The organism is Klebsiella sp. 2680, from assembly GCF_900198535.1.
GTDB lineage: Bacteria > Pseudomonadota > Gammaproteobacteria > Enterobacterales > Enterobacteriaceae > Klebsiella > Klebsiella indica.
Genome location: NZ_FZNJ01000005.1, coordinates 98,847 through 112,740, shown reverse-complemented (window position 1 = coordinate 112,740; position 13,894 = coordinate 98,847). Strand labels below are relative to the sequence as shown.

13 protein-coding genes are annotated in these 13,894 nt (G+C 53.0%); 10 read left to right on the top strand and 3 right to left on the bottom strand.

The annotated features are described in order from the left end of the window. Window positions 1-46 precede the first annotated feature (46 nt). From murC to mutT, 9 genes are all read left to right on the top strand, one after another. Complete coding sequence (murC, locus tag FN037_RS19585) at window positions 47-1,522, top strand: UDP-N-acetylmuramate--L-alanine ligase (protein WP_138361958.1); 1,476 nt, start codon at window positions 47-49, stop codon at window positions 1,520-1,522. Beyond that, window positions 1,515-2,435, top strand: coding sequence for a D-alanine--D-alanine ligase (locus FN037_RS19580; protein WP_142503010.1), 921 nt, complete (start codon window positions 1,515-1,517; stop codon window positions 2,433-2,435). The genes murC and FN037_RS19580 overlap by 8 nt, the downstream gene beginning before the upstream one ends. A 1-nt stretch (window position 2,436) precedes the next feature. Next, entirely contained in the window at window positions 2,437-3,270 is an 834-nt protein-coding gene (ftsQ, locus tag FN037_RS19575) for a cell division protein FtsQ (RefSeq protein WP_138361960.1), read from the top strand. After that, window positions 3,267-4,523, top strand: coding sequence for a cell division protein FtsA (ftsA, locus tag FN037_RS19570; RefSeq protein ID WP_138361961.1), 1,257 nt, complete (start codon window positions 3,267-3,269; stop codon window positions 4,521-4,523). The genes ftsQ and ftsA overlap by 4 nt, the downstream gene beginning before the upstream one ends. 188 nt (window positions 4,524-4,711) lie before the next feature. Further along, the gene (gene ftsZ, locus FN037_RS19565) at window positions 4,712-5,863 is read left to right on the top strand and encodes a cell division protein FtsZ (RefSeq protein WP_138361962.1); all 1,152 of its coding nucleotides are present in this window, start codon (window positions 4,712-4,714) and stop codon (window positions 5,861-5,863) included. Window positions 5,864-5,973: 110 nt separating this feature from the next. Then, the gene (gene lpxC / locus FN037_RS19560; RefSeq protein WP_138361963.1) at window positions 5,974-6,891 is read left to right on the top strand and encodes a UDP-3-O-acyl-N-acetylglucosamine deacetylase; all 918 of its coding nucleotides are present in this window, start codon (window positions 5,974-5,976) and stop codon (window positions 6,889-6,891) included. A 245-nt stretch (window positions 6,892-7,136) separates the two neighbouring features. Beyond that, window positions 7,137-7,646: a secA translation cis-regulator SecM gene (gene secM / locus FN037_RS19555; protein ID WP_221887634.1), complete on the top strand. Its 510-nt coding sequence runs from the start codon at window positions 7,137-7,139 to the stop codon at window positions 7,644-7,646. Between the two features lie 60 nt (window positions 7,647-7,706). Continuing rightward, window positions 7,707-10,412 (top strand): preprotein translocase subunit SecA, encoded by a 2,706-nt coding sequence (gene secA / locus FN037_RS19550; protein ID WP_138361965.1) that lies wholly within the window; start codon window positions 7,707-7,709, stop codon window positions 10,410-10,412. A 60-nt stretch (window positions 10,413-10,472) separates the two neighbouring features. Next, on the top strand, window positions 10,473-10,874 hold the full coding sequence (gene mutT, locus FN037_RS19545; protein WP_138361966.1) for an 8-oxo-dGTP diphosphatase MutT: 402 nt from the start codon (window positions 10,473-10,475) through the stop codon (window positions 10,872-10,874). A gap of 54 nt (window positions 10,875-10,928) precedes the next feature. On the opposite strand, the gene yacG is transcribed toward mutT, so the two are convergent. The 3 genes from yacG to coaE are packed head-to-tail and all read right to left on the bottom strand — an operon-like array spanning window position 10,929 to window position 12,502. Then, a complete protein-coding gene (yacG, locus tag FN037_RS19540; RefSeq protein ID WP_138361967.1) occupies window positions 10,929-11,123 on the bottom strand; it encodes a DNA gyrase inhibitor YacG in 195 nt (64 codons plus the stop codon). A gap of 12 nt (window positions 11,124-11,135) precedes the next feature. Beyond that, window positions 11,136-11,879 carry a cell division protein ZapD gene (zapD, locus tag FN037_RS19535; protein ID WP_138361968.1) on the bottom strand — a complete coding sequence of 248 codons (744 nt, stop codon included), beginning with the start codon at window positions 11,877-11,879 and terminating at the stop codon, window positions 11,136-11,138. Then, window positions 11,879-12,502: a dephospho-CoA kinase gene (coaE, locus tag FN037_RS19530; protein WP_142503008.1), complete on the bottom strand. Its 624-nt coding sequence runs from the start codon at window positions 12,500-12,502 to the stop codon at window positions 11,879-11,881. Before coaE ends, zapD begins: the two co-directional genes overlap by 1 nt. Window positions 12,503-12,847: 345 nt before the next feature. Between coaE and FN037_RS19525 the strand changes: the two genes are divergently transcribed. Further along, the gene (locus tag FN037_RS19525) at window positions 12,848-13,891 is read left to right on the top strand and encodes a GMP reductase (RefSeq protein WP_138361970.1); all 1,044 of its coding nucleotides are present in this window, start codon (window positions 12,848-12,850) and stop codon (window positions 13,889-13,891) included. Window positions 13,892-13,894: the final 3 nt, after the last annotated feature.

Below are 13,894 nucleotides of genomic sequence, written 5' to 3'. Positions count from 1 at the left end.
CGCGGTGAATATCACCGTCCGAATAAAGAAGTTGATGGCGTAAAGAATGAATACACAAGATCTGGCAAAACTCCGTTCCATCGTGCCCGAGATGCGTCGCGTCCGGCACATTCACTTTGTTGGCATTGGTGGTGCCGGCATGGGCGGTATTGCCGAAGTTCTGGCTAACGAAGGTTATCAGATTAGCGGCTCCGATCTGGCGCCGAACCCGGTAACCCAGCAGTTGACCCGGCTTGGCGCCACGATTTATTTCAACCATCGCCCTGAGAACGTGCGTGATGCGAGCGTGGTTGTTGTTTCCAGCGCGATTTCTGCGGATAACCCGGAAATTGTCGCTGCTCATGAAGCGCGTATTCCGGTGATTCGTCGCGCCGAGATGCTGGCGGAATTGATGCGTTTTCGTCACGGTATTGCCATTGCCGGGACGCACGGAAAAACCACGACGACGGCGATGGTATCGAGCATTTATGCAGAGGCGGGGCTTGATCCCACCTTTGTTAACGGCGGACTGGTGAAAGCCGCGGGCGTGCATGCACGCCTGGGGAATAGCCGTTATCTGATCGCTGAAGCGGATGAGAGCGACGCTTCGTTCCTGCATTTGCAGCCGATGGTCGCTATCGTGACGAATATCGAAGCCGATCATATGGATACTTACCACGGCGACTTCGAAAATCTGAAGCAGACGTTTATTAACTTCCTGCACAATCTGCCGTTCTACGGACGCGCGGTGATGTGCGTGGACGATCCGGTTATCCGTGAACTGCTGCCGCGCGTTGGTCGCCAGATCACGACCTACGGATTCAGCGATGATGCTGATGTGCGCGTTGAAGATTATCGCCAGATCGGCGCTCAGGGGCATTTCCGTCTGGTGCGCCAGGACAGAGACGTTATCCAGGTGACGCTGAACGCACCGGGGCGTCATAACGCACTGAACGCGGCTGCGGCGGTTGCCGTTGCGACGGAAGAGGGCATTGACGATGTCGCCATCCTGCATGCGCTGGAAAACTTCCAGGGAACCGGACGTCGTTTTGATTTCCTTGGCGAATATCCGTTAGCTGCGGTGAACGGTAAAGATGGCACCGCCATGCTGATTGATGATTATGGCCATCATCCGACGGAAGTTGACGCCACCATTAAAGCGGCACGCGCGGGCTGGCCGGATAAACATCTGGTGATGCTGTTTCAGCCGCACCGTTTTACCCGTACGCGCGATCTGTACGACGATTTCGCCAACGTGCTAACTCAGGTTGATGCTTTGCTGATGCTGGATGTCTATCCAGCCGGAGAAGCCGCTATCCCAGGTGCGGATAGCCGTTCGCTGTGCCGCACGATTCGCGGGCGCGGGAAAGTGGATCCGATTCTGGTTTCAGATCCGAACCAGGCGGCGGAAATGCTGGCTTCCGTATTGACCGGCAACGATCTGGTGCTGGTTCAGGGCGCGGGAAATATCGGTAAAATCGCCCGCCATCTGGCTGAAATTAAATTGCAACCGCAGAAAACGCCGGAGGAGCGCCATGGCTGATAGAATCGCCGTTCTCTTTGGTGGGACTTCGGCTGAACGTGATGTCTCGCTCAAGTCAGGCTCGGCTGTGCTGGCCGCTTTGCGTGATGCTGGCGTTGATGCGTATCCTGTCGATCCGCGCGATGTTGATATTACCCAATTGAAAAATATGGGATTTCAGAAAGCGTTTATTGCGCTGCATGGTCGTGGTGGTGAAGATGGGACATTGCAGGGGCTGCTGGAATTGATTCAACTGCCTTATACCGGTAGTGGCGTGATGGCCTCGGCGATTTCAATGGATAAGTTGCGCAGCAAATTGCTGTGGCAGGGGGCTGGCTTACCCGTTGCGCCATGGGTGACCGTGACGGGAAAACAATTTAATGCAGGGCTGTCCCCTGAAGTTGAACAGCAAATTTCGGCGCTTGGTCTGCCGCTGGTTGTTAAACCCAGCCGGGAAGGCTCAAGCGTTGGTATGTCGATAGTGAGTGAAAGTTGTGCATTGCAAGCCGCATTGACGCTGGCTTTTCAGCACGATGACGAAGTTTTAATTGAAAAATGGCTCAGTGGGCCTGAATTTACCGTCGCTATCCTTGGAGAAGACATTTTACCGTCAATACGTATCCTGGCGGCTGGAACCTTCTATGATTATGAGGCGAAGTATCTTTCTGATGAGACACAATATTTCTGTCCTGGTCTTGAAGATCCTGCCCGCGAGTCCGAAATCAAGACGCTGGCGCAAAAAGCCTGGGATAGTCTTGGCTGTCGCGGATGGGGGCGAATTGACGTGATGATGGACAGCGATGGTCAGTTTTATCTGCTGGAAGCAAACACATCTCCTGGCATGACCAGCCATAGTCTGGTGCCAATGGCGGCGCGCCAGGCAGGGATGAGCTTCTCGCAGCTTGTTGTTCGAATTTTGGACCTGGCGGGGTGATATGTCGCAGGCTGCGCTGAATACGCGGAACCACGAAGAGGACGAAGGGATCTCTTCGCGTCGAAGCAATGGAACTCGTCTGGCAGGTATCTTCTTCCTGCTGGTGGTCCTGTGTACCGTGCTGGTCAGCGGATGGATGGTTCTGGGCTGGATGGAAGATGCACAGCGTTTACCGCTGTCGAAAATGGTGGTCACCGGCGAGCGCCACTATACGCGCAACGATGATATCCGTCAGGCGATTCTTGCGTTAGGGCCTCCGGGCACCTTTATGACTCAGGATGTCAATATTATTCAAAGCCAGATTGAGCGTCTGCCGTGGATTAAGCAGGCGAGCGTCAGAAAGCAGTGGCCGGACGAATTGAAGATTCATCTGGTTGAATATGTGCCGTTTGCGCGCTGGAATGATCAGCATATGGTCGATGCGGACGGGAATTCTTTCAGCGTGCCTGCCGAGCGCATCGGCAAACAGAATTTACCGATGTTATACGGTCCCGAAGGCAGTGAGAACGAAGTTCTGCAGGGATACCGCGAGATGGGGCAGGCGCTGGCAAAAGATAAATTTACGGTGAAAGTGGCGGCCATGACCGCGCGTCGTTCCTGGCAGTTGACGCTGAATAACGATATTAAGCTCAACCTTGGTCGGGGCGATACCATGAAACGGCTTCAGCGCTTTATAGAACTCTACCCGGTTCTTCAGCAGCAGGCGCAGACCGACGGCAAACGGATAAGCTACGTTGATTTGCGTTATGACTCGGGGGCAGCAGTCGGTTGGGCACCGGTTCCCGTGGAAGAGAGTAATCAACAACAGAATCAGGCACAGGCAGAACAACAATGATCAAGGCGACGGACAGAAAACTGGTAGTTGGACTGGAGATCGGCACCGCGAAGGTGGCCGCTTTAGTAGGGGAAGTTCTGCCCGACGGTATGATTAATATCATTGGCGTGGGCAGTTGCCCATCGCGTGGTATGGATAAAGGCGGAGTGAACGACCTGGAATCCGTGGTGAAATGCGTACAGCGCGCCATTGACCAGGCTGAACTGATGGCGGATTGCCAGATTTCGTCAGTCTATCTGGCGCTTTCCGGCAAGCATATCAGTTGTCAAAATGAAATTGGTATGGTGCCGATTTCGGAAGAAGAAGTGACGCAGGATGACGTCGAGAATGTGGTGCACACCGCGAAATCGGTGCGTGTACGTGATGAGCATCGCGTTCTGCACGTGATTCCGCAAGAGTACGCGATTGATTACCAGGAGGGGATTAAAAATCCCGTCGGGCTCTCTGGCGTGCGTATGCAGGCGAAGGTGCATTTGATTACCTGCCATAACGATATGGCGAAAAATATTGTCAAAGCGGTGGAACGCTGCGGCCTGAAAGTCGATCAGCTCATTTTCGCCGGGTTAGCCTCCAGCTATTCCGTATTAACGGAGGACGAGCGTGAACTGGGGGTCTGCGTGGTGGATATCGGCGGTGGTACAATGGACATCGCCGTATACACCGGTGGCGCGCTGCGTCATACCAAAGTGATCCCGTATGCGGGCAATGTGGTGACCAGCGATATCGCTTACGCCTTCGGAACGCCGCCGAGCGACGCGGAAGCCATTAAGGTGCGTCACGGCTGCGCGCTGGGCTCCATTGTCGGTAAAGATGAAAACGTCGAAGTTCCGAGCGTTGGCGGGCGTCCGCCGCGTAGCCTGCAGCGTCAGACCCTGGCCGAGGTGATTGAGCCGCGTTATACCGAATTGCTCAACCTTGTCAATGAAGAGATTCTGCAGTTGCAGGAGCAACTCCGTCAACAAGGTGTTAAGCACCACCTGGCGGCAGGAATTGTATTAACCGGCGGCGCGGCGCAAATCGAAGGCCTTGCCGCCTGTGCGCAGCGCGTGTTCCATACGCAGGTACGAATTGGGGCGCCGCTGAACATCACCGGATTAACGGATTATGCCCAGGAGCCGTATTACTCAACGGCGGTTGGGCTGCTGCACTACGGGAAGGAATCTCATCTCAGTGGTGAAGCTGAAGTGGAAAAACGCGTGACGGTCGGGTCGTGGATCAAGCGGCTCAACAGTTGGTTGCGAAAAGAGTTTTAATTTTTTAAGAGAACGCAGAAAATTAGCGTTCTCAGGCGACAGGCACAATACACAAAGCCATTTATGTCGCATCGAGTCGGCAACGACGTGAGTTTCCGGGCGCTTATATGGGTAAGCGACCGGGAAGGAACGAAGGCGCTAACAAAGAGGCGGCCTGAAGAGCGAAGTGTAAAACGGAGAGAGAAATTATGTTTGAACCTATGGAATTAACCAACGACGCGGTGATTAAAGTCATCGGCGTCGGTGGCGGCGGCGGCAACGCCGTTGAGCACATGGTGCGCGAGCGCATTGAGGGTGTCGAATTTTTCGCGGTGAACACCGATGCGCAGGCGTTGCGTAAAACGGCTGTTGGTCAGACAATCCAGATCGGTAGCGGTATTACCAAAGGTCTTGGCGCAGGCGCAAACCCGGAAGTCGGTCGTAACGCCGCTGATGAAGACCGTGAAGCGCTGCGTGATGCGCTTGAAGGCGCAGATATGGTGTTTATCGCCGCCGGTATGGGCGGCGGCACCGGCACCGGCGCCGCGCCAGTGGTGGCTGAAGTGGCAAAGGATTTGGGGATCCTGACCGTTGCTGTCGTGACTAAGCCTTTCAATTTCGAAGGCAAGAAGCGCATGGCATTCGCTGAACAGGGTATTACCGAGCTGTCCAAACATGTCGATTCGCTGATTACCATCCCGAACGACAAACTGCTGAAAGTCCTGGGCCGCGGCATTTCGTTGCTCGACGCCTTTGGCGCGGCAAACGACGTGCTGAAAGGCGCGGTGCAGGGTATCGCAGAACTGATTACCCGCCCAGGCTTAATGAACGTTGACTTTGCGGATGTGCGTACCGTGATGTCTGAAATGGGCTACGCAATGATGGGCTCCGGCGTGGCGAGCGGTGAAGACCGTGCGGAAGAAGCGGCGGAAATGGCAATCTCTTCTCCGCTGCTGGAAGATATCGATCTGTCCGGCGCGCGCGGCGTACTGGTCAACATCACTGCGGGCTTCGACCTGCGTCTGGATGAGTTCGAAACCGTGGGTAACACTATCCGCGCATTTGCGTCGGATAACGCGACCGTGGTTATCGGTACCTCTCTGGACCCGGATATGAACGACGAACTGCGCGTGACCGTTGTGGCAACCGGTATCGGTATGGATAAACGTCCGGAGATTACCCTGGTAACCAACAAGCAGGTTCAGCAGCCGGTAATGGATCGTTACCAGCAGCACGGTATGTCTCCATTGACGCAAGAGCAGAAATCGGTCGCTAAAGTGGTTAACGACAATACGCCGCAAACCGCTAAAGAGCCGGATTATCTGGATATCCCAGCCTTCCTGCGCAAGCAAGCCGATTAAGAATTGGCCGGAAGTTGGGCATCTGTGCTCTTTATGCTAAACTGCTCTGCCGAATGTGCTAAATGTATTGTACACTATCGGTTGAATAGGTAACCTGGCGAGATTATACGATGATCAAACAAAGGACACTTAAACGTATCGTTCAGGCGACTGGCGTCGGTTTGCATACCGGCAAGAAAGTCACCCTGACGTTGCGCCCTGCGCCGGCAAATACCGGGGTCATCTATCGTCGCACTGACTTGAATCCACCGGTTGATTTCCCGGCCGATGCCAAATCTGTGCGTGATACCATGCTCTGTACTTGCCTGGTAAACGAGCATGACGTACGGATATCGACGGTCGAGCACCTTAATGCCGCGCTGGCAGGCTTAGGTATCGACAACATTATTATTGAAGTCGATGCGCCGGAAGTCCCGATTATGGACGGTAGTGCAGCGCCGTTCGTTTATCTGCTGCTGGATGCCGGCATTGATGAGCTAAACAGCGCGAAGAAATTTGTGCGTATCAAAGAGACGGTTCGCGTTGAAGATGGCGATAAATGGGCTGAATTCAAACCGTACAATGGTTTTTCACTGGACTTCACCATTGATTTTAACCATCCGGCGATTGATTCCAGCAACCAGCGCTATGCGATGAACTTCTCGGCTGATGCGTTCATGCGCCAGATTAGCCGTGCACGTACTTTTGGCTTCATGCGCGATATCGAATATCTGCAGTCCCGCGGTCTGTGCCTGGGCGGTAGTTTCGATTGTGCCATCGTTGTTGACGATTATCGCGTATTGAACGAAGACGGGCTGCGTTTTGAAGATGAGTTTGTCCGCCACAAAATGCTGGATGCGATTGGCGATCTGTTTATGTGCGGGCACAATATTATCGGCGCGTTTACGGCGTACAAATCCGGTCACGCGTTAAATAACAAATTGCTGCAGGCTGTTCTGGCCAAACAGGAAGCCTGGGAATATGTGACCTTCGAGGACGAAGCAGAAATGCCGCTGGCGTTTCGAGCGCCGACTATGGTTCTGGCGTAATAAGTCAGTCCATGCTAAATGCGACTGGTGACCTGGTACTCTCTCCGGCCAGGAAGCCAGTCGTTTTCTTTTGATATATTTGTTTCCCGCTTCGATTTCTCATCCGTATTTATTGCGCGTTTGTTCCTTTTTTAAACGTTTTTACCTTATGTGGCGCCTCATTCATGCTGCTGTGAAGGCGTATTAATGTTAGTATTTGAACGCAAAAATTTTCTCTGGGTTGCGATAAACAAAAGGTAATGCAAGTGAGTGGATTGCTGACGCGCTGGCGACAGTTTGGCAGACGATATTTCTGGCCGCATCTCCTGTTAGGAATGGTCGCGGCAAGTCTCGGTTTGCCTGCGCTTAGCAACGGTCATGATCATGAAAGCGCATCGCCTGCAAAGACGACCTCCAGCAACCATAATCCTGCTAAAGTTAATTTCTCTCAGCTGGCGCTGCTGGAGTCTTCCAGCCGTCGGCCCAATTTTGCCGTTGATTACTGGCATCAGCACGCGATTCGCACGGTCATTCGTCATCTGTCTTTCGCGATGGCGCCGCAAACGCTGCCAGTAGCCGAAGAGTCTTCGCCGCTCCAGGCCCAGCATCTGGCTCTGCTTGATACGCTTAGTGCCCTGTTAACCCAGGAGAGCAAACCGCCAGCCGTTGTTCACCCGGTGGCGTATAACCCATCTTATTCCCACTGCGCATTTCGCGTCAGTACCTGGATTAGCCAGGTTGCTGGTATTCGCGCCGGGCCTCAACGTCTCAGCTAAACCAAAAATAAACCATTCCATTTTTGTGACTCCGCATCGCGGGGCGTTTGAGATTTTATTATGCTAATCAAGTTATTAACTAAAGTGTTCGGTAGCCGTAACGACCGTACGCTGCGTCGTATGCGCAAAACTGTCAACGTTATCAATGCCATGGAACCGGCCATGGAGAAGCTCTCTGATGACGAGTTGAAAGGGAAAACCGCTGAGTTTCGTGCGCGTCTGGAAAAGGGCGAAAGCCTGGAAAGTCTGATCCCTGAAGCGTTTGCGGTTGTTCGTGAAGCCAGCAAACGCGTCTTTGGTATGCGCCATTTCGATGTCCAGTTACTGGGCGGCATGGTACTTAACGATCGCTGCATTGCCGAAATGCGTACAGGGGAAGGTAAAACCCTGACCGCAACCCTGCCTGCATATCTTAATGCGCTGACGGGCAAAGGCGTTCACGTCGTAACCGTCAACGACTACCTGGCGCAGCGCGACGCGGAGAACAACCGCCCGCTGTTTGAATTCCTCGGTATGACCGTAGGCATTAACATGTCCGGCTTGCCTGCACCGGCTAAACGTGAAGCCTACGCCGCCGATATCACTTATGGTACCAACAACGAATATGGTTTTGACTATCTGCGCGACAATATGGCGTTCAGTCCTGAAGAGCGCGTGCAGCGCAAACTGCACTATGCGCTGGTGGATGAGGTCGACTCCATCCTGATCGATGAAGCGCGTACTCCGCTTATCATTTCCGGCCCGGCTGAAGACAGCTCCGAAATGTATAAGAAAGTGAACAAAATTATTCCGCATCTGGTGCGTCAGGAGAAAGAAGACTCCGACACTTTTACCGGCGAGGGGCATTTCTCGGTTGATGAGAAAGCGCGCCAGGTTAACCTGACGGAACGCGGTCTGGTATTGATTGAAGAACTGCTGGTGCAGGAAGGTATTATGGACGAAGGTGAGTCTTTGTATTCGCCAGCTAACATTATGCTGATGCACCATGTTACCGCTGCGCTGCGTGCGCATGCGCTGTTCACCCGCGATGTTGATTATATCGTGAAAGAGGGTGAAGTTATTATCGTCGATGAACATACCGGCCGTACCATGCAGGGGCGCCGCTGGTCTGATGGGCTACATCAGGCCGTAGAAGCGAAAGAGGGCGTTGAAATCCAGAACGAGAACCAGACGCTGGCATCAATTACTTTCCAGAACTATTTCCGCTTGTATGAGAAGCTGGCGGGGATGACCGGTACTGCGGATACCGAAGCGTTTGAGTTTAGCTCGATTTACAAGCTGGATACCGTGGTGGTACCGACCAACCGTCCGATGATTCGTAAAGATATGGCGGATCTGGTCTATATGACCGAAGCGGAAAAAATTCAGGCCATTATTGAAGATATTAAAGAGCGTACCGCTGCGGGTCAGCCGGTTCTGGTGGGGACTATTTCTATCGAAAAATCGGAAGTGGTCTCTCATCAATTGACTAAAGCGGGTATCAAGCACAACGTGCTGAACGCGAAGTTCCACGCCAGCGAAGCGGATATCGTTGCTCAGGCTGGTTATCCGTCCGCGGTGACCATTGCGACTAACATGGCTGGTCGTGGTACGGACATTATGCTGGGGGGGAGCTGGCAGGCTGAAGTCGCCCAACTGGAAGACCCGACCCCGGAACAGATCGCGCAGATCAAAGCCGACTGGCAGGTACGTCACGATGCGGTTCTGGCTGCTGGCGGTCTGCATATTATCGGTACTGAGCGCCATGAGTCTCGTCGTATCGATAACCAGTTGCGTGGTCGTTCTGGTCGTCAGGGGGATCCCGGTTCTTCCCGTTTCTATCTGTCGATGGAAGATGCCCTGATGCGTATCTTCGCTTCTGACCGCGTGTCCGGCATGATGCGTAAACTGGGTATGAAGCCTGGTGAGGCGATTGAGCACCCGTGGGTGACCAAGGCGATCGCCAATGCCCAGCGCAAAGTTGAAAGCCGCAACTTTGATATTCGTAAGCAACTGCTGGAATATGATGACGTGGCCAACGACCAGCGCCGCGCTATTTATACCCAGCGTAATGAACTGCTTGATGTGACTGATGTTAGCGAAACGATTAACAGTATTCGTGAAGACGTGTTCAAAGTGACCATTGATGCGCATATTCCTCCTCAGTCGCTGGAAGAGATGTGGGATGTCGAAGGTTTGCAGGAACGTCTGAAAAATGACTTCGATCTTGATCTACCGATCAAAGAGTGGCTGGATAAAGAGCCAGAGCTGCACGAAGAAACTCTTCGCGAGCGTATTTTGCAGAGCGCCATCGAAACTTATCATAGTAAGGAAGAAGTGGTTGGCGCTGAGATGATGCGTCATTTCGAAAAAGGCGTCATGCTGCAGACTCTGGACTCGTTGTGGAAAGAGCACCTGGCCGCAATGGACTACTTGCGTCAGGGTATCCATCTGCGCGGCTATGCGCAGAAAGATCCGAAGCAGGAGTATAAGCGTGAATCTTTTTCCATGTTTGCTTCGATGCTGGAGTCGCTGAAATATGAAGTGATCAGTACGCTGAGTAAAGTTCAGGTGCGGATGCCGGAAGAGGTTGAAGCGATGGAACAGCAGCGTCGCGAAGAAGCCGAGCGTCTGGCGCAGATGCAACGCCTGAGCCATCAGGATGATGACGCCGCCGCTGCCGCAGCGCTGGCCGGGCAAACCGGCGATCGTAAAGTAGGGCGTAACGATCCTTGCCCATGCGGTTCCGGCAAAAAATATAAACAGTGCCATGGACGTCTGAGCTAAGCTTGATAAAATTGAGTATAAAGGCGCAGATATCTGCGCCTTTTTTATGGAATAAGTACAATGAAAAATCTGCAAATTTCAGTGGGCATTATCCGTAATTCGCAAGGGGAGATCTTTATTACCCAGCGGGCTGCCGACGCGCATATGGCGAATAAACTCGAATTCCCCGGTGGAAAAATAGAAACGGGTGAGTCGGCTGAGCAGGCTTTGGTTCGCGAACTGCAGGAAGAAGTGGGAATTACGGTAAAATCATCCCGCCTGTTTGAGCAACTGCAACATCAGTTTCCTGACCGTCATATTACGCTGTGGTTTTGGCTGGTGGAGGAGTGGGAAGGCGAGCCGTGGGGCAAAGAAGGGCAACCGGGGCGCTGGATCGCACAGCGTGCGCTGACTGCCGCCGATTTCCCTCCAGCAAATGCATCCGTGATTGCGAAGTTAGTTCAGCAGGTTCAGGCAGAATAAGGTAACTTTGGTGAATTGTGGCGGCTGCGCAACGCGTATCCGCCTTTGATTAACTTACGCTTCCTTTTCGCTCCAGCCGTCGCTGTCGGACAGGTCGCTGCTGCTTGGGATGCGTTTTTCTTCCGCAGCCCATTCGCCTAAATCAATAAGCTGGCAGCGTCTGGAACAAAACGGACGGTGGCGGCTCAGTTCGTTCCAGACCACAAGTTTGCCGCAGGTCGGGCAGTTGACGGTTATCTCTTCTGACATGTTCTTGACTCCTTAACAGCAGGCCAGTTCAAAATCAAACCGCTGCGGGATGATGCCGTGTTCGCTGTCCTGCGGTAAAAAACGAATGGCAAAACGGCTCTTATGGCCTGAAATTTGTGGATAGAGCTGGCTGGCAAGGTCCAGACGCAGGCGCAGCAGATCGGCATCCTCACTGTTATCCTGATAAAAGCCATTCAGGCTGGTTTGCTTGCGGAATGTGGCTGAGTTGCGAATCAGATCGAGAATAAGCGTCAGCGATTGCGATAGAGGGTCAAGGCTGGTCAGCCATGTCGAGACCTGCTCATCCCGATGTTCCTGCGGTATATGCAACCAGAGATGCAGCGTCGGGAGATCAAAGTTACAGCAGCCGCCCGGAATACTTAGGCGCTGGCGCACCAGCCCAATCAGGCGATCTTCTCGCAGATATTGGCCGATACGCGGGGCGGACATTAATGTGCTGCCCGATTGTTTCAGTTGCTGGCGAAGCGTGTCGATACGATCCTGATCAACCCCTGGAACTTCCGCCCACGATTGCAGCTTGCGCTGCTGGCGCTCAAGCTCTTTCAGCAGATCGGTACGGACTTCACCGCGCTCAAAAACATCTAAAAGATCGCCGATATTGCGGAAAAAATGCAGCGCATCCGCATGGCTGGTAATGGCCGGATATACGGACAGTTGCTGTAGCAAAAATTCAATACGTAGCCAGGTGCGCATTTTTTCATTAAGCGGATGTTCAAACAGAACAGCGGTATGCATTACGTTTTTTCCTGTGAGACGCCCTGCGATGCCAGCAGTTGATACTTTGCATGCAGGCGGGCAACATCCGAAGCGATGGCATCAGGTGAGCCCATATTTTCAATAACATCATCCGCAACGGCAAGGCGCTGTTCGCGCGTTGCCTGTGCGGCAAGAATATGTTCCGCATGTTGGCGGCTTACCCGGTCGCGAAGCATCGTGCGCTCTATTTGCGTCTCTTGCGGCACATCGACAACCAGCACGCGATCGGCTTTGGCGAACAAACGATTTTCGACCAGTAACGGCACAACCCAGAGAAGATAAGGCGAGGTGGCAAGTTGCATCTGCCGATGCGTTTCCCGTTGAATTTGCGGGTGCAGCAGTGCATTCAGCCAGCGCTTATCCTCGACGTGGGCAAAGATGCGTTCACGCAGAACGCGACGGTTCAGAGTGCCATCTTCGTTGTTGAGTATCTGCGGGCCGAAGCGTTCAGCAATTGCGTCGAGCGCCGGCGTGCCGGGCTCGACAACCTGGCGCGCGATGATGTCTGCATCAATAACGTTAACTCCGAGGCGTGCAAATGCGTCGGCTACGGTACTTTTACCACTGCCGATTCCGCCTGTTAACGCCACTGTGTAGGTCATACACCTCAATCCTGAAACTGACTACATGCATATTGTTTAATAAACAGGACCGTTATTTACAGCACAACGACTCTGCGGCAGTGATTTTATCGATGTGATATCAAACCGACAAACTGTTGTCACCACGCATTCTGATTTTTGGGTGCATGTAAATCAAATGGTTAAAGATAATTCGCTGGCGAGTCGCTACCGCGTATTCGCTTTGGCTATTCACCAGGTAAATTTATACAATTGTAGCGTAAAAAAAGCGAAAATCGCAGTCTTGCGCGGCTATGATTCATGCGTATGATAACGTTACTGGAGTTGTGCTCTCACAATAATGCAATTAACCCCAGGAATTCGCTCATGCGTATTGAAGAAGATTTGAAGCTTGGTTTTAAAGACGTTCTTATCCGCCCGAAACGCTCTACCCTCAAAAGCCGTTCTGACGTACAGCTGGAACGTGAATTCACTTTCATACATTCAGATCAGACCTGGTCCGGCGTGCCGATTATCGCGGCCAATATGGACACCGTCGGCACCTTTGCTATGGCGAAAGCCCTTGCCGCTTTTGGCGTTCTGACTGCGGTACACAAGCATTACAGCGCTGAACAATGGCAGGCGTTTGTACAAAGCGTATCTGCAGATGTACTACGCTACGTGATGGTTTCTACCGGTACTTCCGATGCGGACTTTGCCAAAACGGAACAGATTCTGACGCAGAGCCCACAGATTAACTTTGTGTGTATTGATGTTGCGAATGGTTATTCGGAGCATTTTGTGCAGTTTGTCGCCAAAGCCCGCGAAGCCTGGCCACAAAAAACCATTATCGCAGGTAACGTTGTCACCGGTGAAATGTGTGAAGAGTTGATTCTTTCTGGCGCTGATATTGTGAAAGTAGGGATTGGTCCCGGTTCGGTATGTACGACTCGCGTGAAAACCGGCGTGGGATATCCGCAGCTTTCCGCCGTGATTGAATGTGCGGATGCGGCGCATGGTCTGGGAGGACAGATCATCAGCGATGGTGGCTGCACTATGCCTGGGGATGTGGCTAAAGCGTTCGGTGGCGGCGCGGATTTCGTTATGCTTGGCGGTATGCTGGCGGGCCATGAAGAAAGTGGTGGCGCTGTAGTCGAAGAGAATGGCGAAAAATTCATGCTGTTCTACGGTATGAGCTCAGAGTCGGCGATGACACGTCACGTTGGCGGTGTCGCCGGGTACCGTGCGGCTGAAGGCAAGACCGTTAAGCTGCCTCTGCGCGGCCCGGTGGATAACACCGTGCGCGACATACTTGGCGGTTTGCGCTCCGCCTGCACTTACGTTGGCGCATCACGCCTCAAAGAGCTAACCAAACGCACGACTTTCATTCGCGTACAGGAACAAGAGAATCGCGTGTTTAACACACTGTGATAC

Coding starts and splice junctions, on each gene's coding strand:
- FN037_RS19580 (WP_142503010.1), top strand. CDS start 1,515: ATGGCTGATAGAATCGCCGTTCTCTTTGGTGGGACTTCGGCTGAACGT.
- secA (WP_138361965.1), top strand. CDS start 7,707: ATGCTAATCAAGTTATTAACTAAAGTGTTCGGTAGCCGTAACGACCGT.
- ftsQ (WP_138361960.1), top strand. CDS start 2,437: ATGTCGCAGGCTGCGCTGAATACGCGGAACCACGAAGAGGACGAAGGG.
- ftsZ (WP_138361962.1), top strand. CDS start 4,712: ATGTTTGAACCTATGGAATTAACCAACGACGCGGTGATTAAAGTCATC.
- zapD (WP_138361968.1), bottom strand. CDS start 11,879: ATGCATACCGCTGTTCTGTTTGAACATCCGCTTAATGAAAAAATGCGC.
- lpxC (WP_138361963.1), top strand. CDS start 5,974: ATGATCAAACAAAGGACACTTAAACGTATCGTTCAGGCGACTGGCGTC.
- FN037_RS19525 (WP_138361970.1), top strand. CDS start 12,848: ATGCGTATTGAAGAAGATTTGAAGCTTGGTTTTAAAGACGTTCTTATC.
- mutT (WP_138361966.1), top strand. CDS start 10,473: ATGAAAAATCTGCAAATTTCAGTGGGCATTATCCGTAATTCGCAAGGG.
- coaE (WP_142503008.1), bottom strand. CDS start 12,502: ATGACCTACACAGTGGCGTTAACAGGCGGAATCGGCAGTGGTAAAAGT.
- murC (WP_138361958.1), top strand. CDS start 47: ATGAATACACAAGATCTGGCAAAACTCCGTTCCATCGTGCCCGAGATG.
- yacG (WP_138361967.1), bottom strand. CDS start 11,123: ATGTCAGAAGAGATAACCGTCAACTGCCCGACCTGCGGCAAACTTGTG.
- ftsA (WP_138361961.1), top strand. CDS start 3,267: ATGATCAAGGCGACGGACAGAAAACTGGTAGTTGGACTGGAGATCGGC.